The 20482-nt window shown below is 74.8% G+C and carries 8 protein-coding genes; all 8 read right to left on the reverse strand.

Features of this window, described 5'->3' with window-relative positions; all coding sequences use genetic code 11:
* Window positions 1-7: 7 nt before the first annotated feature.
* On the reverse strand, window positions 8-736 hold the full coding sequence (gene fabG, locus OG556_RS19195) for a 3-oxoacyl-ACP reductase FabG (RefSeq protein WP_350882080.1): 729 nt from the start codon (window positions 734-736) through the stop codon (window positions 8-10).
* Window positions 733-1854, reverse strand: a complete 1122-nt coding sequence (locus OG556_RS19200) for a beta-ketoacyl synthase N-terminal-like domain-containing protein (RefSeq protein ID WP_107452908.1) — start codon at window positions 1852-1854, stop codon at window positions 733-735. The genes fabG and OG556_RS19200 overlap by 4 nt, the downstream gene beginning before the upstream one ends.
* A gap of 2 nt (window positions 1855-1856) precedes the next feature.
* Window positions 1857-3125, reverse strand: a complete 1269-nt coding sequence (locus tag OG556_RS19205; RefSeq protein WP_371518138.1) for a beta-ketoacyl synthase — start codon at window positions 3123-3125, stop codon at window positions 1857-1859.
* A gap of 61 nt (window positions 3126-3186) precedes the next feature.
* Window positions 3187-3435: an acyl carrier protein gene (locus OG556_RS19210; protein ID WP_063348726.1), complete on the reverse strand. Its 249-nt coding sequence runs from the start codon at window positions 3433-3435 to the stop codon at window positions 3187-3189.
* Between the two features lie 287 nt (window positions 3436-3722).
* Window positions 3723-3926: an MbtH family protein gene (locus OG556_RS19215; protein ID WP_063348727.1), complete on the reverse strand. Its 204-nt coding sequence runs from the start codon at window positions 3924-3926 to the stop codon at window positions 3723-3725.
* 50 nt (window positions 3927-3976) lie between these two features.
* On the reverse strand, window positions 3977-11287 hold the full coding sequence (locus tag OG556_RS19220) for an amino acid adenylation domain-containing protein (protein ID WP_371518139.1): 7311 nt from the start codon (window positions 11285-11287) through the stop codon (window positions 3977-3979).
* Window positions 11284-19245 (reverse strand): amino acid adenylation domain-containing protein, encoded by a 7962-nt coding sequence (locus tag OG556_RS19225; RefSeq protein ID WP_371518140.1) that lies wholly within the window; start codon window positions 19243-19245, stop codon window positions 11284-11286. The genes OG556_RS19220 and OG556_RS19225 overlap by 4 nt, the downstream gene beginning before the upstream one ends.
* Before the next feature lie 103 nt (window positions 19246-19348).
* Window positions 19349-20398 carry a 2,3-diaminopropionate biosynthesis protein SbnA gene (gene sbnA, locus OG556_RS19230; protein WP_371518142.1) on the reverse strand — a complete coding sequence of 350 codons (1050 nt, stop codon included), beginning with the start codon at window positions 20396-20398 and terminating at the stop codon, window positions 19349-19351.
* Window positions 20399-20482: the final 84 nt, after the last annotated feature.

The raw sequence follows: 20482 nt of genomic DNA on the forward strand, positions 1-20482 counted from the left end.
GCTCCCATCAGAACGTGCCGCCGCCGTGGATCTCGAAGACCGACCCGCTGATGTAGGCGGCGCGGTCGGAGAGCAGGAAGGAGACCAGGTCGGCCACCTCCTCGGGCTTGCCGGCCCGGCCGAGGGCGACGTTCTTCAGCATCCGCTCGACCGCGGCGTCGGACATGTCGCCGACCATGTCGGTGGCGATCAGGCCCGGTGCGACCACGTTGGCGCGCACGCCGCGCGGGCCGCACTCCTTGGCGAGGGACTTGGTGAAGCCGATGATGCCGGCCTTGGAAGCGGCGTAGTTGGCCTGGCCGAGGTTGCCGTAGATGCCGGACACCGAGGACAGGTTGACGATCGATCCGCTGCGGCGCTTGCTCATCGCGAAGGCGGCGGCGCGGCACACGTGGTACACGCCGTCCAGGTTGGTGCGCAGGACCTGGTTCCAGTCGTCCTCCGGCATCAGGATGACGGGGCGGTCCCGGGTGATGCCGGCCGAGGTGACGGCGGCGTCCACCGGGCCGACCTCGCGCTCGGTGCGGTTGTACCAGTCGCGGACCTGCTCCGGGTCGGCCACGTCGCACTGGGTGGCCGTGATCCGGGTGCCGAACTCGCCGGCCTGCTTGACGAGTTGCTCGGCGGCGTCGGCGTTGGAGCGGTAGCAGAAGGCGACGTCGTAGCCGTCCTGGGCCAGGCGCAGCACGATGGCCTTGCCGATGCCCCGGGACCCGCCGCTGACCAGGGCGATCACGCGTGCTCCCCGAAGAGTCTCAGGACGGCGCAGCCCACCGCGCCGTCACGGTCGACGGCGGACACCAGGGCGATCCGGCCCCGGGCCGCCGGGTCGGCCTCGGCCACGCCGAGCACCGCCTGGATCTGGAAGGACGCGGAGGCCGCGCTGGTGTCGCCGAGCAGTTCCATGGACGGGACCCGGCCCAGTGCCTCGGCCGGCAGCAGCGCGGCGAGCGCGTCGTACTCGGCCCGGCCGGCCGCGGTGGGCGCGGCGCAGGGCACGGCGGCCCAGACCTCGTCGGCGGTGACGCCGGCGCGGGCCAGGGCGCGCTGCACGCAGGCGGTGACGGCGGCCTTCGGGTCGTCGTCGATGTCGACGCGGGTCTCCACCGCGAGCACCGCGGCGAGCGCCGGGCGCTGGGCGGTGCCGGCGTGCTCGACCACGAACAGGCCGCAGCCCTCGCCGAGCAGCGGCGTGGAGTCGCCGGCCGCGACGGCGGTGTGCTCGATCCAGGCGTGCGCGGCGGAGAACTCCTCGGCGGAGCCGACCAGGTACTTGGTCGCCCGGCCCTGGCCCATCAGGCGCCGCGCGTAGTTGAGGGCGAGCAGGCCGCTGACCCGGCCGCCGGCGACGGTGGTGTTGGGGCCCTTGAGGTCGTGCCGGATGGCGGTGGCGCCGGCGGCGTGGTTGAGGCTGCCGAAGGGGATGCGGCCGGCGTCGACGTGGAAGGGCAGCGCGTTGGTGTAGGACTGCTTGAGGAAGTTGGTGACGTTCTCCAGGCTGCCCATCGAGATGCCGAGGACCACACCGGTGCGGTCGTCGGTCTCCACCACCCGGTTGCCGTCGGCGTCCTTGAGCAGGCCGTCGGAGGCGACCAGGGCCAGCGCGGTGAGCCGGTCCATCTTGGCGGTGCCGGTGGGGCCGAGCAGGCCCTTGATGTCGAAGCCGGGCACCAGGCAGACGTCGGGCGACGGCAGCGTGCCGAGCGCGGCGTCCGCCTTGACGGCGGTCTTGGCGCCGGCGCGCACGCCGGACGCGAAGTCCTGGCGGGTCAGGCCGTACGGCGACACGGCCGACCAGCCGGTGATGACGAGTGTCTCCGGCGGCAGGGCCGCCGGGGTGGCTGCGGTGGTCATCGTCAGACTCGCTCTCCGTACGTGCCCAGAATCAGGATGGCGTTGTTGCCGGCGAAGGCGCTGGAGTTGTTCTCCACGATCCGGACCTCCGCGTCGACGGCCTGGTTGGGCACGACGTCCAGCGGGCAGTCGGGGTCGGTCTCCACGTGGTTGATGGTCGGCGGGATGAACTGGTGCTCGATGGCGAGGCTGCAGGCGATCGCGCCGAGCGCGCTGGCCGCGCCCATCGAGTGGCCGAGCATCGACTTCACCGCGACGGTGCGCGGCGGTGCGTCGCCGTACACGTCGACGATGGCGGCCGACTCGGTCTTGTCGTTGGCCTTGGTGCCGGTGCCGTGCGCGGAGATGAAGTCGATCTCGTCCCGCTCGACCCCGGCGTCGTCCAGGGCGAGCCGGATGCCGCGCGCGATGCCGTCGCGGTTCGGCGCGGTCGGGTGGGCGGCGTCGCAGCTGAGGCCGTACCCGAGCACCTCGGCGTAGATGTGCGCGCCGCGGGCGAGGGCGGACTCCAGGCTCTCCAGGACGAGGATGCCCGCGCCCTCGCCGGTCAGGATGCCCTGGCGGTTCCTGTCGAACGGGCGGACCACGTCCGGGGTGAGCGCGCCGAAGCGCTTGAACAGCGCGAAGGCCTTGCGGCAGACGGCGTCGGCGCCGCCGCACAGCGCGATGTCGACCTCGCCGGAGCGGATCGCGTCCAGCCCGTAGCCGATCGAGTAGTTGCCCGCCGCGCAGGCGGTGGTGATGGTGGTCGGCTCCACGTTCGGCATCCGCAGCTCGCGGGCGATGACGGTGGTGAGCCGGCCGGCGTTGATCCGGCGGGACAGCACCGGGTCCATGGCCTCCGGGTCCCCGGCCGCGAGCTCCTGCTCGACCAGCACGCCGATGTCGTGACCCTCGCCGTCGGTGGTGCCGACGCTGATGACGGCCTGGCGCTCGCCGAGGTCGGACTCGGTGAGCCCGGCGTCCTCCACGGCCATCCGGGCGGCGGCGACGGCGAACTGCCCGGCGCGGCCCATGTCGTCGAGGGGGACGTTGCGGATCCAGCGCTCCGGCTCGAAGTCGGGGACCTCGCAGGCGACGTTCTGGCCGAACCCCTCGGTGTCGAACCGGGTGATCGGCCGCGCACCGGAGCGGCCGGACCGCAGCCCCGCGGTGTACTCCTCGACGCCCGTGCCGATGCTGGAGATCGCCCCGAGGCCGGTGAGGACGACCCGGCGGCGGTCGGCGGGCACGCCGGCGCGGGGTGCCGCTGGTGACTGTGCGGTGGACATGGGACTCCTTAAGCAGTGGGATGCCTGCGGACGGGGGTTCCGGTCCCGGAACCCGCCCCGATCACCAGCCGGCGGCCGTCGCGGTCACCTGGTACGTGGCCTCCACGTTCACCATCTTCGGCAGCTCGTTCATGTCGATGACGATGGAGTACTCCATCTCCAGGGCGCTGAGCACGTCGATGAGCTTCAGCGAGTCGGCGCCCAGCTCGTCGACGAACAGCGCGGTGTCGGCGAACTCGGTGTGCACGTCGATGTTCTCGGCGATGATTTCGCGGATCCGGGTGAGACGCTCCGGCGCTACCGTCGTCATGCTCGTTTTCCTCCGTTTTCGCGGGTTCCCTGCGCGGGTGCCCTGGGGTGCCCGGAAACCGGGCCTCTGAGCAGCAAATTAGTCAGGCCCGATGACGGGTCGATGACGTCCAACTGACCGCTCACTGACGGGTCCTGGCGGGGTGTCGCGTGCCTGGTGGGGAGGGGTGCCGGGGATAAAACGACCGCCCGCCGCACCGTCGGGCGAAGGCCCTGGGGGTGCGGCGGGCGGCGGGGTCGGAGCCGTCCGGCGGCGTTCTTCCGGATTCCGGGCGCGGGCCCGGCCGGTCAGCCCTGCTGCTGGAGGCTGAGCGGGCGCATGTCCGTCCAGTTGCCCTCGATGTGGGCGACGGCGGTGGCCCGGTCGGTGGCCTCCAGGGTCACCGACCAGCCCTCCGGGACGGCGGCGAAGGACGGCCACAGGGAGTGCTGCCCCTCCGCGTTGACGAGGACGAGGAAGGTGCCGTCTTCGCGGTCAAAGGGGTTCGCCATGACTGTTCTCCAGATCTCGGGTTCGCGGGACGTGCCGGGGTGACCGGGCGTCAGGTGGTCGGGGTGCCGGTCGGGGTGCCGGTCGGGCTCGCGGCCAGGGCGGCGAGGGCGTGTTCGACGACCGCGCCGATCGCCGCCGCCGGGGCGGGTTGCAGCAGCTGCTGGTGTCCGCTGTCCACGTCGTGCGCGAGGACGGCGGAACCGACGTGCGGCTCCCAGCTCTTGACCTTGAGGGCGCGCTCCTCCGGGGTGGGGCGGGGATCGCCGCCGGCCGCCACGAAGAGCGTCATCGGGCAGCCGTCGAAGCGGCCCGGGGTGAACCGCTGGAACAGCTCCAGGTTGTTCCGCATGACCCCCAGCAGCCGTTCCAGCGTACCCGGTTCGAGCGCGGCGAGGGGGCCTTCGGTGCGGGCCAGGTGCGCGGCGACGCCTTGCGGGGTGAGCCGTTCCGGCTCCGCCGCGTCGACCCCGGCCTCGGCCAGGAAGTCGGCGAGGAACTCGGCGTCGCTGGGCCGGGCCCCGAGGGCGTCGTCGGGGTAGGCGTCCAGGTTGGCCAGGAACGCCACCTGCTCGCCGGCGGCGTGCAGCCGGACGGCCATCTCGTGCGCCACGACGCCGCCGTAGGACCAGCCGAGCAGGTGGTACGGGCCGTGCGGCTGCACGGCGCGCACCCGGGCCAGGTACTCCTGGGCGACGTCGCCCAGGTCGGTCGGCAGCGGGCCGTCGTCGGACAGGCCGCGGGCCTGGAGGCCGTAGACCGGCTGCTCCGGGTCGAGGTGCTCGGCGAGCGCCGCGAACGGGATCGCGAAGCCCAGGCCGCCGTGCACGCAGAACAGCGGGGGCCGCCCGCCGGTGGGCCGGATCGGCAGGACGGGCCCGAGCAGGTCGACCGCGCCGCCCCCGGTGGTGGCGGCCGAGGCCAGCGCCTCCAGGGTGCGGTGCTCGAAGACCGCGCCGAGGCTGATCGGCAGTCCGGCCCGGCCGGCCGCGTTGACCAGCCGGATCGCCTTCAGGCTGTCCCCGCCGAGGGCGAAGAAGGAGTCCTCGGGGCCGACCGGGCCCGTGCCCAGGACCTCCTCGACGGCGGCGCAGAGCAGCCGTTCCGGCTCGGTGCGGGGTGCCCGCGGGGCGCGGGCCGAGGGGGTGGCCGCGGGGGCGGGCAGGGCCTTGACGTCCAGCTTGCCGTTGGCGTTCAGCGGCAGTTCCGGCAGCGCGGTGTAGCTCTCCGGCACCATGTGGCCGGGCAGCGAGCGGGCCAGGTGGCCCTGCAGCTCGGCCGGTCCGGGGGCCGGCCGGCCGTCGGCGGGCACCAGGTAGGCGACCAGGCGGCGCTGGCCGGCGGCGTCGGCGGCGGCCAGGACGGCGGCCCGGGCGACGGCCGGGTGCGCGGCCAGCAGCCGTTCGATCTCGCCGAGTTCGACCCGGTAGCCGCGGATCTTGACCTGCTGGTCGGCGCGGGCGACGTACTCGATCCGGCCGTGCCGGTCCCAGCGGACCAGGTCGCCGGTGCGGTACATGCGCTCGCCGGGGGCGCCGAACGGGCAGGCGGTGAAGCGGGCGGCGGTCAGCCCGGGCCGGCCGAGGTAGCCGCGGGCCAGGCCCTCGCCGGCCAGGTACAGCTCGCCGACCACGCCGCGCGGCACCGGCCGCAGCGCCTCGTCCAGGACGTACGCGGAGGTGTCGCCGATCGGCAGGCCGATCGGGACGGTGCCCTCGGCGCGGCCGAGGTCCTGGCCGGTGGCGAAGGTGGTGGTCTCGGTGGGGCCGTACACGTTGAACACCGTGGTGTCCGGCAGGGCGGCCCGCAGCCGGTCCAGGTGGTCGCGGGAGTGCGCCTCGCCGCCGGTGAGCAGCGCCCGCAGCGGGGCCAGGGCGCGCGGCCGGGTGTCGGCGATGGTGTTGGACAACTGGGTGGTGAGGAAGGCGACGCTCACCCGGGCGCGGGCCAGGAAGGACTCCAGGGCCTGCGGGTCGGCCGGGCCGGGCGGGTGGACCGCCACCCGGGCGCCGTGGGCGAGCGCGCCCCAGATCTCGAAGGTGGAGGCGTCGAAGGCGACCGGTGCGAAGTAGAGGAAGGTGTCCGCGGCGGTCGGCGCCAGCTCCGGCAGGCCCAGGACCAGGCGGACGGCGGCGCGGTGCGGGACCGCGACGCCCTTCGGCTTGCCGGTGGAGCCGGAGGTGTAGATGACGTACAGCAGGTCGTCGGGGTCGATCGGGGCGGCGGGCACCGGGGCGGTGACGGGCCGGCCGGCCAGGTCGGCCAGGGTCTCGGGGGCGTCCAGGAGCAGCGTGACGACCCCGGCGGGGAGCTCCCGCCCGGCCAGGGACCGTTCGGTGACGAGCAGTCGGGCGCCGCTGTCGGCCAGCATGTCGCGGACCCGCTCGTCGGGGTAGGACGGGTCGATCGGCAGGTAGGCCGCGCCGGTGCGGGCGATCGCCAGCAGGGTGCTCACCACGGCCGGGCCGCGCTCCAGGCGCAGCGCCACCAGGTCGCCCCGGCGGGCGCCGCGCGCGGTCAGCAGGTGGGCCAGGCGGTTGGCCTCGGCGTCCAGTTCGGCGTAGCTGGTGTGCCGCAGCCGGTCGGGGTGGCCGGGCTCGGTGTGGACCAGCGCGACCGCGTCCGGGGCGGCCGCGATCCGGCGGTCCACCAGGGCGGTGAGGGTGCTGCGCGGGGTGCCGGCCCGGTGGGTGCCGAGGGCGAGCAGTTCGGCCTCCTCCTCGGGCCCGAGCAGGTCCAGCCGGGACAGCGGCCGGGCGGGCTCGGCGAGGGCGGCGGCGAGCAGCCGCAGGTAGGCGTCGGTGATCCGGCGGGCGGTGGCGGGCTCGAACAGGTCGGTGCGGTACTCGACGGCGAGCGCGAGCGCGCCGCCGGCCTGCTCGGTGAGCTGGAAGAACAGGTCCCACTTGGCCGTCCGGACGGGCACCGGCTGCTCGGCCACGGCGAGTTCCGGGTCGTCCTCGGGCGCCGGGGCCGGGCCGGCCTGCTGGAAGCCGAGCATCACCTGGAACAGCGGGTGCCGGGCCATCGAGCGCTCGGGGTTGAGCACCTCGACGAGCTTCTCGAAGGGCACGTCCTGGTGCTGGTGGGCGGCCAGGTCGTAGGCCCGGACCCGTTCGGCGAGTTCGCGCAGACCAGGGTCGCCGGAGGTGTCGGTGCGCAGCACCAGGGTGTTGACGAACATGCCGACCAGCTCGTCGAGCCGCTCGTCGGTGCGGCCGGCGATGGGGCTGCCGAGCGGGATGTCGGTGCCCGCGCCGAGCCGGGTGAGCAGGGCGGCGAGCCCGGCCCGCAGCAGCATGAAGACGCTGACGCCCCAGGCGGCGGCGAGCCGGTGCAGCTCGGCGGTGACCGGCTGCGGCACGGTGGTGCGCACGACGTCGCCGCGGTGCTCGGCCCGGGTGCCGCGCGGGTGGTCGAAGGGCAGCGCCAGTTCCTCCGGCAGGCCCTTCAGGGTCTCGGTCCAGTAGCCGAGTTGGCGGGTGAGTTCGCTGCGCGGGTCGTCCTCCGTGCCGAGCAGTGCGCGCTGCCACAGGGCGTAGTCGGCGTACTGGACGGGCAGCGGCGGCAGTGGGGCCGGGATGCCGGCCACCCGGGCCCGGTAGTACGCGGTGAGGTCGCGGGTGAGCGGGGCGAGCGACCAGCCGTCGCCGGCGATGTGGTGCAGGACGATCGTCAGCACGTGCTCGTCCGGGCCGAGCCGGAACAGCCGGGCGCGGAGCGGGAGGTGGCGTTCCAGGTCGAAGCCGTGCGCGGCCTCGGCGGCGAGGGCGGCGGGCAGGCCCGCCTCGGTGGTCTCGCTCACCGGGAGCGGGACGGCGGCCTCGGCCGGGGTGAGCACCCGCTGCTCGGCCGGTCCGCTGCCGGTGGCCTCGGGTGCCCCGACGGGCGCGCGCTGCGGGAAGACGGTGCGCAGCGCCTCGTGCCGGGTGACCACGTCGTGCAGGGCGCCCGTCAGGGCGGTGACGTCGAGCCGCCCGGAGAGGCGGATCGCCAGCGGGATGGCGTACAGCCCGCCGGGCGCGCCCAGGTGCTCGACGAACCAGAGCCGCTGCTGCGCGTACGACAGCGGCAGCACGGCCGGGCGGGGCCCGGCGGCGAGCGGGGCGCGGCCGGGTGCGGCGGCGGCCAGCCGTTCGGCGAGGCGGGCGGGGGAGGGGGCCTCGAAGAGGTCCCGCACCTGGAGTTCGGCGCCGAGTCCGGCGCGGACCCGGTTGACGATCCGGGTGGCGAGCAGCGAGTGGCCGCCGAGGGTGAAGAAGTCGTCGTCGACGCCGACCCGGTCGAGTCCGAGCACCTCGGCGAAGACGCCGCAGAGCTGCTCCTCCTCGGCGGTGCGCGGGCCGCGGGCCGAGGTGGTGTACGCGGGGGCGGGCAGGGCGCGGCGGTCGAGCTTGCCGTTGGCGGTCAGCGGCAGCGCGGCGAGCGGGACCACGGCCGCCGGGACCATGTACTCGGGCAGCCGCTCGGCGGCGAACTCCCGCAGCCCGGCCGGGTCCGCGCCGTCGCGGGGCACCACGTAGGCGACCAGGCGCTGGTCGCCGGGCCGGTCCTCGCGGGCGACCACGGCGGCCTCGGCGACCGCGGGGTGGTGGCCGAGGACGGTCGCGATCTCACCCAACTCGATCCGGAAGCCGCGCAGTTGGACCTGCTCGTCGGCGCGGCCCAGGTACTCCAGGGTGCCGTCGGCCCGCCAGCGGCCGAGGTCGCCGGTGCGGTACATCCGGGTGCCGCCGGGCTCGAACGGGCAGGCGACGAAGCGGGCCGCGGTGAGGTCGGGGCGGCGCAGGTAGCCGCGGGCCAGGCCGGGGCCGGTGATGTACAGCTCGCCGGGCACGCCGGCCGGGACGGGCCGCAGGGCGCCGTCGAGCAGGTAGACCCGCAGGTCCGGGATGCCGCGCCCGATCACGCTGCCGCCGCCGGCGGCGGCCGTCGGGGCGTCCAGCTCCTGGTAGGAGACGTGCACCGTGGTCTCGGTGATGCCGTACATGTTGACCAGGCGCGGCGCGTCGTCGGCGTGCCGGGTGTACCAGTCGGCGAGCCTGCCGATGTCCAGCGCCTCGCCGCCGAACACCACGGTCCGCAGGGCGAGCGGGCGCGGACGGTCGGCGTCGGCGCGCATCAGCTGGTAGAAGGCGGACGGCGTCTGGTTGAGGACGGTCACCCGCTCCTCGGCGAGCAGGTCCAGGAAGGCGTCGGGGGAGCGCGACACGTCGTACGGCACCACGACCAGCCGGCCGCCGCGCAGCAGTGCGCCCCACAGCTCCCAGACGGTGAAGTCGAAGGCGATGGAGTGGAACAGCGTCCACACGTCGCCGGGGCCGAAGTCGAACCAGTCGTCGGTGGCCTCCAGCAGCCGCGCCACGTTCTGGTGCGGCACCACGACGCCCTTGGGGCGGCCGGTGGAGCCGGAGGTGTAGATGACGTAGGCCGGGTGCTCGGGGGTGGCCGCGGTGTCCGGGGCGGTCGCCGGGTGGGCGGCCAGCGCGGCGGCCGTCTCCGGGGCGTCCAGGTCCAGACGCGGCAGGTCCGGGCGCGGCAGGTCCGGGGCTTCCGGCGGTTCGGGCAGCACGCCGCCGGCGGTCAGCAGCAGCGCCGGACGGGCGTCGCGCAGGGTGTAGCCGATCCGGTCGGCCGGGTGGCCGGGCTCCAGCGGCAGGTAGGCCGCGCCCGCCTTGAGGACGGCCAGGACGGCGACGATCAGCTGGGTGCCGCGCGGCAGCGCGACGGCCACCAGGCTCTCCGGGCCGGCGCCGCGGGCGGCGAGCAGGTGGGCGAGCCGGTTGGCCCGCTCGTCCAGCTCGCGGTAGCTGAGGGCGGCCTCGCCGGGGGCGGTGACCGCGACGGCGTCCGGGGTGCGGGCGGCCTGCTCGGCGAACAGCTCCGCGACGGTGGCGCGCCGCGCGGGCTCCCGGGGGGCGGCCGAGGCACCGCTCCACTCGCCGAGGATGCGGGCCAGTTCGGCGGGCTCGGGCGCGCCGAGCCGGGCGAGCGGGGTCTGCGGGTCGTCGGCGACCTGCTCCAGGACGCGGACCAGCCGGTCCAGGACGCGCTGCGCGGACGGCCGCGGGCCCTCGGCGGGGTCCTCGGCGGGGCCTGCGGTGGGGTTCGCGGCGAAGGCCGAGGCCCGGTAGGCGAGGTGCAGGTCCAGCCGCTCGCCGGGGAAGACGGTGAGGCTCAGCGGGTAGTGGGTGGCCGAGAGCACCTGGGCGGTGCTGACGGTGCCGCCCGACTCGCGGAACAGCGCGGCCTCGTCCAGCGGGTAGCTCTGGAAGGCGAGGACGGTGTCGAACAGCTCGCCCTGGACGCCGGAGGCGGCCTGCGCCTCGGCGAGCGGCAGGTGCTCGTGCGGCATCATCGCGAGCTGCTGGCGGGCCAGCGCCTCGAACAGCTCGCTCGCCCGCTGGTCCGGGCGCAGGTCGGCGCGGACCGGCAGGGTGTTGGCGAACAGGCCGATCATCGACTCGACGTCCGGGACCTCGGCCGGGCGGCCGGAGGTGACCGACCCGAACACCACGTCCTCGCGGCCGGTGAGCCGGCCGAGCAGCAGCGCCCAGCAGCCCTGCACCACGGTGTTGAGGGTCAGGCCCCGGCCGCGCGCCCAGCCGGCGAGCGCCGCGGTGCGCTCCGGCGACAGGAACCCCCGGACGAGCGACGGCAGTTCGAGGGAGTCGCCGTCGCCGGCGCCGGGCAGCGCCCGGACCGGCCCGTCCAGGCCGTCCAGCAGCTGCGCCCAGGCCGCCCGCGCGGCGTCCCGGTCGCGGCCGTTCAGCCAGGTCAGGAACGAGCGGTACGGCGCGGGCGCGGGCAGCGCCGCCGCGCCCGCCTCGTCGCCGAGCAGCACCAGCTCGCGGACGGCCAGCGGGAACGACCAGCCGTCCATGACGATGTGGTGCACCGACCAGAGGAACCGGTGGTGCCCCGCGCCGAGCCGGATCAGGGTGAACCGCATCAGTGGCGGCCGCGCCAGGTCGAACCGGCGCAGCCGGTCCTCGCGGGTCAGCCGCTGCGCCGCCGCCTCCCGGTCGGCCTCGGGCAGGTGGGTGAGGTCGTGCAGCTGCCACTCCGGCTCGACCTCGGTCTCCTTGAGGACGACCTGGACGGGCTCGCCGGTCTTGCGGTTGCGGAAACAGGCCCGCAGGTTGGGGTGCCGGCGCAGCAGCGCGGCCGAGGCCGCGCGCAGCCGGGCGGCGAGCTGCTCGCCGTCACCCGCGCCCGGCCCGTCGATCTCCGCGACGAACTGGAGGGTGTACAGGTCGGGCGAGGCCTGGTCGTACGAGGACAGGAACAGCAGCCCCTGCTGGAGGGGGGAGAGCGGAAGTACTTCGCTGATCTTCGACCCGGTGCTGGGGGCGGTAGTCACGAAAGTTCCTCATTCAACTCGAATTCCAGATCGGCCAGTTCCTCGTCGGACAGGGTGATCAGACTGCTTTCGGGTTCCGTCGGGGCGGGCTCGGCGGGGCTCTGCTCCTGCTCCTCGGCGACCTGGGCCAGGGCGGCGGCGGTCTTGTGGGTGAAGATGTCGCGGGTGGTGAGGGTGAGTCCGGCCTTGCGGGCGCGGCTGACGACCTGGATGGAGCGGATGCTGTCGCCGCCGAGGGCGAAGAAGTCCTCGTCGATGCCGACCCGGCCGGTGCCCAGGACCTCGGCCAGGATCTCGGTCAGCACCTGCTCGCGCTCGGTGCGCGGCGCGCGGGCCTCCTCCTGGTCCCCCAGGTCGGGCTTGGGCAGGGCCTTGCGGTCGAGCTTGCCGTTGGGGGTGAGCGGCATGGCGTCGAGGACGAGCCAGGACGCCGGGATCATGTACCCGGGCAGCAGGGCGGCCAGTTGGCGGCGGATCAGATCCGGGTCGACGCCGGGTCCGGTGAGGTAGCCGATGAGGCGGGGGTTGCCGGAGGCGTCGGGGAGGACGGCGACGGCGGTGTCGGCGACGGTGTCCAGCGAGCGGATGACGGCTTCGATCTCGCCGGTCTCGACGCGGCGGCCGCGGATCTTGACCTGGTGGTCGCGGCGTTCGATGAACTCGAGCTGGCCGTCGGGTCGTTGGATGACGCGGTCGCCGGTGCGGTACATCCGGGTGCCGGGTCCGGCGTAGGGGTCGGCCATGAAGGTGCCGGCGGTGCGGGCGGGGTCGTGGAGGTAGCCGCGGCCGACTCCGGCGCCGCCGATGTAGAGCTCGCCGGGGACGCCGACGGGGACGGGCTGGAGTTCGTCGCTGAGGACGTACAGCCGGGTGTTGCGCACCGCCGTCCCGATGGGGACGCGGGCGGTGAGCGTGTCGCCGGCGCGGATGATCGCGTGGGTGACGTCGTCGGAGCACTCGGTGGGGCCGTAGGCGTTCATCATCGGAACGTGCGGGTGGCGGGCGTGCCACCGTCGGCAGAGGTCCGCCGGAAGGGCCTCGCCGGTGACCATCAGCCAGCGCAGGTCCGGGAGTTCGGGGGCGTCGCCCTCGGTGTCCCAGGCGTCCAGGGCGGCACGCAGCAGGGAGGGCACGACCTCCAGGACGGCGATCTTCTCGTCCCGCGCCATCCCGAACAGGGCGGCCGGGTCGGCGGCCATCTCCGTCCCCGAGACCCGGACGGTGCCGCCGACGACCAGCGGGGCGAGCATCTGCCACACCGACACGTCGAAGGTGAGCGGCGCGTTCTGGACGACGCCCTCCCCGGCGGCCAGATCGAGGTCGCCGACCTTGGCCCAGAGGTGGTTCATCATGCCGGAGCGCTGGACCATCGCGCCCTTGGGCTTGCCGGTGGAGCCGGAGGTGAACATCACGTACGCCAGGTCCAGCCCGGTGCCCACGCAGTCGGGCAGGGCCCGCGCGCCAGCGGCCTGCTCCAGGCCGATGACGGTGACCGGCCCGCCCTGGACGGCGGCGGCGAACTCGGCGGCCTGCGCCTCGTACCCGGTGCCGACCAGCAGGTGGCGGGCGCCGCTGTCCTCCAGCAGCCCGGTGTTGCGGGCGGCGGGGGCGGCCGGGTCGAGCGGCAGGTAGGCGCCGCCGGCGCCGATCACGCCCAGCACGCCGGTGATGAACGGGACACCGGGCTCGGCGAGCATCGCGACCACCGAGCCGGTGGTGACTCCGGCCTCGGCGAGGCCCGCGGACAGGCCGCCGGCCGCCTCGACCAGCTCCCGGTAGCTCAGCGAGCCGGCGCCGTCGGTGACGGCGGTCGCCTCGGGGGTGCGGGCGGCGACGGCGCGCACCCGCTCGACGACGCCGAGGCTCTCCTCGGGGATCGACGGGTCCCAGGCGCCGAGCAGTCCGCCCAGCTCGCCGGGGGTGCCGGTGCCGGTGAGGTCCGCCGGGCCGGTCACGTCGACCTGGGCGAGCGGCAGTCCGGGCCGCTCGGCGACGGTCCGCAGCAGGTGCTGGAAGATCGCCGAGACCCGCTCGACCTCGGCCCGGCCGAACAGGCCGGGGTTGTAGTCCAGCCGCAGGTGCAGGCTGTCGCCGGGGTGGACCACCAGGCTCAGCGGGTGGTGCCGGGCGTCCAGGGCCTCGGTGCGGACGATGCGCGGGCCGTCGGCGACGCCGGTGTCGAGGCCGTTCTCGTCCAGCGGGAAGTTCTCGAACAGCACCACGGTGTCGAAGACCTCGCCGGACAGGCCGGCGGCCTGGTGGATCGCGGCGAGCCCGAGGTGCTCGTGCGGGAGCAGCGCGGTCTGCTGGTCCTGGAGGGCGTGCAGCAGTTCGGCGAGGGTGGCCTCGGGGCGCAGCCGGGCCCGGACCGGCACGGTGGTGAGGAACATGCCGATCATCGACTCGACGTCCGGGACCTCGGCCGGGCGGCCGGAGGTGACGGCGCCGAACACCACGTCCTGGCGGCCGGTGAGCCGGCCGAGCAGCAGCGCCCAGCAGCCCTGCACCACGGTGTTGACGGTCAGGCCCTGGGTGCGGGCCCAGCCGGCGAGCGCGGCGGTCAGCTCGCGCGGCACCTCGGCGAGCACCGCGTCGGGCAGCACCGGGAGGCGGCTCGGGTCGGCGGGGACGAGCAGGGTGGGCTCGTCGACGTCGGCCAGCACCTCGTGCCAGGCGGCCCGGGCGGCCGTGCGGTCCTGCGCGGTCAGCCAGGCCAGGTACGAGCGGTACGGGGCCGGGTCGGGCAGCAGCGCGACGTCCGCGCCGGGCGCGCAGAGCGCGAACAGCTCGCGGACGAGCAGCGGCATCGACCAGCCGTCGACCAGGATGTGGTGGCTGGTCCAGATGAACCGGTGCCGGCCCTCGCCGTGGGTGACGAGTGCGAAGCGCAGCAGCGGCGGCGCGGCCAGGTCGAAGCGGCGGGTGCGCTCGGCCTCGGTGATGCGGCTCAGCTCGGCGGCCCGGGCGGGCTCCGGCAGGTCGGTCAGGTCGGCGTCCAGCCAGGGCAGTTCGGCGTGCTGGGCGATGACCTGGACGGGCTCCCCGGTGGCCCGGGCGCGGAAGGCGGCGCGCAGGTTCGGGTGCCGGTCGAGCAGGGCCTGTCCGGCGGCGCGCAGGGCGTCGGCGTCGAGGTCGCCCTCGATGTCGGCGACGATCTGCAGGGTGTAGACGTCGACCGCGTCCGCGCCGCCCCCGGCGGCGGTGTCGTAGTCGGCGTGGAAGAGCATGCCCTGCTGGAGCGGGGTGAGCGGCAGGACGTCGGCGAGGGCGGTGCCGGCCTCGGCGAGCTCGGCCTCGTACTCCTCGATCTCGTCCTGGGCCAGGGCGACCAGCGGCAGGTCGGAGGGGGTGCGGCCGCCCGCACCGGGGGCGGTGGCGTGCCGGGCGAGCAGTTCGAGGGCGCGGAACCAGGTGGCCGCGACGTCCTGGGCGTCCTCCTCGGCGACGGTCCGGCCGGCCCAGGACCAGTTGGCGATCAGGTGCGGGCCGTCGTGCCGGTCCTCGGTGGCCGGGGTGACGTCGAGCAGGTGCGGCAGCGGCATGCCGGGGTGGGCGCCGGTGCCGACCACGCCGTCGCCGCCGGCCGGCTCCCAGAGGCGGGCCTCGCGGGCGTCGAAGCGGCCCATGTAGTTGAAGCCGATCTGCGGCTTGTGGTGGCCGGCCAGGGCGCGGGCGGCGTGCGGGTTGAGGTAGCGCAGCAGGCCGTAGCCGACGCCGCGGTCGGGCAGCGCGCGCAACTGCTCCTTGATCCGCTTGAGGGCGGCGCCGAGGGCGGGGCCACCGGCCCAGAGCTCGTCCCAGTCGAGCGTGCCGGGGTCGAGGCGCATCGGGAAGGCGCTGGTGAACCAGCCGACGGTGCGGGACAGGTCGAGGCCGTCGCTGAGCTGCTCGCGGCCGTGGCCCTCCAGCTCGATCAGGGTCTGGGCGTAGTCGGCGCGGCCGTGCCGGCGGCGCCAGTCGGCGACGGCGAGGGCGAGGCCGGTCAGCAGGACGTCGTTGACCTCGGCGTGGAAGGCCGCCGGGACGTCGGTGAGCAGCGGGCCGGTGACCTCGGGGCCGAGCTCCAGGCGCAGGGTGCGCTGGGTGCCGTAGACGTCCGTCTCGGGGTCGAGCCGGTGGGTGCCGACCAGCGGGTCGGGGCCGGTCAGGATCGACTGCCAGAGGGCGAGTTCGGGGCCGCGGACCTGGGTGCGGGCCTGCGCGGCGAGCAGCTGGGACCAGGCGCGGTAGGAGGTGCCGACCGGGTCGAGGGCGGGGGCGCGGCCGGCCGCCAGCGCCTCGCAGGCGGCGGCGAGGTCGGGCAGCAGGATCCGCCAGGACACGCCGTCGATGACCAGGTGGTGGGCGGAGAGCACCAGCAGGGCGGTGTCGGCGCCGGTCGCGGCGCCGATCAGCACGGCCTGGATCATCACGGCGGCGGCGGGGTCGAGCCGGGCGCGGGCGGCGGCGGCCTGCCGCTCGGCGAAGCCGAGGGCGTCCTGGTCGTCGGCGCCGCTGCCGGCGCCGTTCTCGGCGGTGGCGACCAGGCGGACGCCGGCGAGCGCGCCGGGGGCCAGTGCCTCCAGGTGCCACAGGCCGGGGGCGGGTTCGGTGGCCCGGGTGCGCAGCGCGTCGTGGTGGTCGACCAGGGTGTGCAGGGCCGCGTCGAGCAGGTCGGCGTCCAGGGCGGCGGGGACCCGGACGACGACGTGCTGGCTGTACTTGACGACCGGGCCGGTGAGGCTGGTGGTGTCGTCGTGCAACTGGCCCATGATCGGGGTGAGTTCGTACGGGCCGGTGCCGCCGGCGTCCTCGGCGGGCGCGGTCGCCGCCGTGGGGTCCGCGCCGCCCGCGACCCGGGCGAGGGCGGCGGCGGTCTTGTGGGTGAAGATGTCGCGGGTGGTGAGGGTGAGTCCGGCCTTGTGGGCCCGGCTGACGACCTGGATGGAGCGGATGCTGTCGCCGCCGAGGGCGAAGAAGTCCTCGTCGATGCCGACCCGGCCGGTGCCCAGGACCTCGGCGAGGATGTCGCAGAGGACCCGCTCGCGCTCGGTGCGGGGGCCGCGGAGGGTGTCCTGCTCGGCGAGGGCGGGCTTGGGCAGGGCCTTGCGGTCGAGCTTGCCGTTGGGGGTGAGCGGCATGGCGTCGAGGACGAGCCAGGACGCCGGGATCATGTAGCCGGGCAGCAGTTGGGAGAGTTCGGCCCGGACCTGCGCGGGGTCGACGCCGGGGCCGGTGAGGTAGCCGATGAGGCGGGGGTTGCCGGAGGCGTCGGGGAGGACGGCGACGGCGGTGTCAGCGACGGTGTCCAGCGAGCGGATGACGGCTTCGATCTCGCCGGTCTCGACGCGGCGGCCGCGGATCTTGACCTGGTGGTCGCGGCGTTCGATGAACTCGAGCTGGCCGTCGGGTCGTTGGATGACGCGGTCGCCGGTGCGGTACATCCGGGTGCCGGGTCCGGCGTAGGGGTCGGCCATGAAGGTGCCGGCGGTGCGGGCGGGGTCGTGGAGGTAGCCGCGGCCGACTCCGGCGCCGCCGATGTAGAGCTCGCCGGGGACGCCGACGGGGACGGGCTGGAGCTCGTCGCTGAGCACGTACAGCCGGGTGTTGCGGACGGCGGTGCCGATGGGGACGCGGGCGGTGAGGGTGTCGCCGGCGCGGATGACGGCGTGGGTGACGTCGTCGGAGCACTCGGTGGGGCCGTAGGCGTTCATCATCGGGACGTGCGGGTGGCGGGCGTGCCAGCGGTGGCACAGGTCCGCGGGAAGGGCCTCGCCGGTGACCATCAGCCAGCGCAGGTCCGGGAGTTCGGGGGCGGTGCCGTCGAGGTCCCAGGCGTCCAGGGCGGCGCGCAGCAGCGAGGGCACGACCTCCAGCACGGCGATCTTCTCGTCCCGCGCCATCCCGAACAGGGCGGCCGGGTCGGCGGCCATCTCCGTCCCCGAGACCCGGACGGTGCCGCCGACGACCAGCGGGGCGAGCATCTGCCACACCGACACGTCGAAGGTGAGCGGCGCGTTCTGGACGACGCCCTCCCCGGCGGCCAGGTCGAGGTCGCCGACCTTGGCCCAGAGGTGGTTCATCATGCCGGAGCGCTGGACCATCGCGCCCTTGGGCTTGCCGGTCGAGCCGGAGGTGAACATCACGTACGCCAGGTCCAACCCGCCTCCGACAGCGGTGAGTTCGGCGCCACTGGTGGAGTCGGACGGGTCGGTCAGCGGCAGGACGGTGGTCGCCCCGGCGGTGAGCTCGGCGGCCGGGGCCTCGTACCCGGCGCCGACCAGCAGGTGGCGGGCGCCGCCGTCCTCCAGCAGCCCGGTGTTGCGGGCGGCGGGGGCGGCCGGGTCGAGCGGCAGGTAGGCACCGCCGGCGGCCTGGACGGCCAGCACGCCGGTGACGAAGGGGACGCCGGGCTCGGCGAACATCGCGACCACCGAACCGGTGGTGACCCCGGCGGCGGTCAGCCGGGCGGCCAGGCCCGCCGCCCGGGCGACCAGTTCGCGGTAGTCGATCCGCTCGGCGCCGTCGGCCACGGCCACCGCGTCGGGCGTACCGGCCGCGACGGCGCGGACCCGCTCGACCAGGCCCTGGTCGGCGGCGGCGGCCGGATCCCAGGCGCCGAGCAGCCCGAGCGGTTCGCCGGTCGCGCCCAGGCCCACCTGGCCGAGCGGACGGTCCGCGGGCATGGTGGCGAGGGCTCCGAGGAAGGTCGCGAACCGGGCGAGGTGGGTGGCGAGTTCGGCCGGCTCGTACAGCTCGGGGTTGCCGTCGAGGTGGATCTCGACGGTGCCGTCGTCCGCGTTCAGGACCGTCATGATGAGGTCCTTGACGATGCCGGTGGACAGGTTGACCACGACCCCGCGGCAGTCGCCGAAGGCCAGCTCCGGGTCCTGGTTGAGCACGTTGATGAACGGGCCGAAGGCACGCTGGTCGTCGATCCGCAGGCCGATGTCGCGGCGGACCCTGTCCCCGCGGTAGCGCTGGTGCTTCAGCGTGCCGGCGACCTCGACCCAGGCCGCGCGCAGCAGTTCGGTGCGGGTCATCTCCGGGCGCACCCGGACGGCCAGCGGCAGGTAGTTGGCGAGCATGCCGGGGATCTCGCGGCTGACCGCGCCGACCCGGCCGGTGACCGGCAGGGTGAGCAGCGGCGCCGGGACCCCGGTGACGCGCTGGGTGTAGGCGGCCATCGCGGCGACCATCAGGACCGGCATGGTGACCTTGCCGTCCTGGGCGAGGGCGTGCAGCGCGGCCGTGGTCGCGGGGGAGAGCCGGGCGGTCTCGCGCAGCGCGACCCGGCCGGGGGCCGGCTCCTGCTCGGAGAGCGAGACCAGCTCGGGCACCGGGCCGTGCCGGTCGGAGGTGAGGCGGTCCGTCCAGTAGGCGCGGTCCTTCTCGACCATCGACGAGTCGAGGTACTTGCGCTCGGCGTCCAGCAGCCGGTGGAAGGCCGGCATGGCGTCGGCGTCCAGCTCGGCCGGGCCCTCGCCGGCGGCCAGCCGGGTGTAGGCGCTGGACAGCTTGGGGTAGAGCAGCGAGCGGCTGAAGCCGTCCGCGAGGATGTGGTGCATGCACAGGTAGAGCAGGTGGTGCTCCGGGGCGAGCCTGATCAGCGCGCCGCGGAACAGCGGGAAGTCGGTGACCTCCATCGGGTCGGCGTGGTCGGCCCGCATCCACCGCTCGGCGGCCTCCGACGGCTCCGCCTCGCCGCTGAAGTCCAGCGTCCTGAGCGGGAGCTGGGCGAGCGGGCGGATGATCTGGCCGGGGGCGCCGTCCTCCTCGACGAACTGCACCCGCAGTCCCTCGGCCTCGTGGCCGAGGCGTTGCAGCGCCCGTCCGAGCAGCTCGGCGTCGAGCGGTCCGCGCAGATCGATGTAGTCCGCCATGTTGTAGGCCAGCGGCCCGGCGGCGAACTGCTCGTCGAACCAGATCTCGGCCTGTGCCGCGGTGAGCGGAAGGACAGCGTTCCGGTTAGTCGTCACTGCTTTGCTCTCCGTCATTCTCAGCCTCAGCCCCGCCTTGAAAACTCTCGACCCTCTGACCCCGCCGGCCTCGCTCGCGCCGGCCCCGGCCCCGCCGGTCCGGTCAGCCGGACACGGTCTGGAGCCCGGCCTGGAGCCCGGCGGCGACGCCCGCCCCGAGGCCCCGGTGCTCGACCCCGGGCAGCAGGCCCTCCGGGCCGACCGAACCGCGCACCCACTCGTCGTGGTAGACGGTGTCCATGTAGCGCTCGCCCAGGTCCGGCGAGATGGTCACGGCGGTCACCCGTTCGCGCACGCCGCCCGCGCCGTCGCCGTAGTGCTCGTCCAGCCAGCGCAGCGCGCCGCTGACGGCCGTCCCGGTGGAGCCGCCGAACAGGAAGCCGCCGCGCATCAGTTCGCGGCAGGTCCGGACGGTGTCGGTCTCTTCGACGTGGACCGCCCGCTCCACCAGTGACTCGTCCAGCAGCGCGGGCCGCACGCTGGTGCCCAGGCCCGGGATGTGCCGGGTGGCCGGCGGGGCGCCGAAGGTGACCGAGCCGACGCTGTCGACCGGGACGACCCGCACGGAGGGGCGCCGCTCGCGGAAGTACCGGGCGCAGCCCATCAGCGTCCCGGTCGTGCCCGCGCCGATGAACAGCACGTTCAGGTCCGGGAACTGGCGGGCGATGGCCGGCGCGGTGGTCCGGTAGTGCGCCATCCAGTTGCCCGGGCTCAGGTACTGGTTGAGCCAGACCCGCTTCTCGTCGGCGGCGAGCAGCGCCTTGACGTGGCGGATCCGCGCACCGAGGAAGCCCTCGGTCTCGTGCGGCTCGGTGATCAGGTGCACCTCGGCGCCGTACGACTCCATGGTGCGGCGGGTGACCTCGTTGCAACGAGAGTCGGTGACGCAGATGAACTTGTAGCCGCGGCTGGCGGCGAGCACGCTCAGGGCGACGCCCATGTTCCCGGACGAGGATTCCACCAGGGTCGAGCCGGGGCCGAGGACGCCCGCCGCCTCGGCCTGCGCGACCATTTCCCGGGCTGCTTTCAGCTTGATGGACCCGGCGAAGTTGAACCCTTCGACTTTCAGGAAGAGACGGTGCCCGAAGAACGGCTGCAGATTCACGAAGAGGTCGCTGACCTCGAATTCGTGCGACGCGGAAATGACCGGCACTGGAGACTCCTGGCCTTCGGTAACGAATTAGCCTCGGCGGCAAGCCTCCCGCCGGGCGCTGACGAGGGGCTGACGGACTGCTGA

The sequence above is a fragment of the Kitasatospora sp. NBC_01300 genome, from assembly GCF_041435235.1.
Lineage (GTDB): Bacteria > Actinomycetota > Actinomycetes > Streptomycetales > Streptomycetaceae > Kitasatospora.

What these genes read in the sequence shown, in the direction of transcription:
- OG556_RS19200 (WP_107452908.1), bottom strand. Translation starts at nt 1,854, where the DNA reads ATGACCACCGCAGCCACCCCGGCGGCCCTGCCGCCGGAGACACTCGTC.
- OG556_RS19205 (WP_371518138.1), bottom strand. Translation starts at nt 3,125, where the DNA reads ATGTCCACCGCACAGTCACCAGCGGCACCCCGCGCCGGCGTGCCCGCC.
- OG556_RS19210 (WP_063348726.1), bottom strand. Translation starts at nt 3,435, where the DNA reads ATGACGACGGTAGCGCCGGAGCGTCTCACCCGGATCCGCGAAATCATC.
- OG556_RS19215 (WP_063348727.1), bottom strand. Translation starts at nt 3,926, where the DNA reads ATGGCGAACCCCTTTGACCGCGAAGACGGCACCTTCCTCGTCCTCGTC.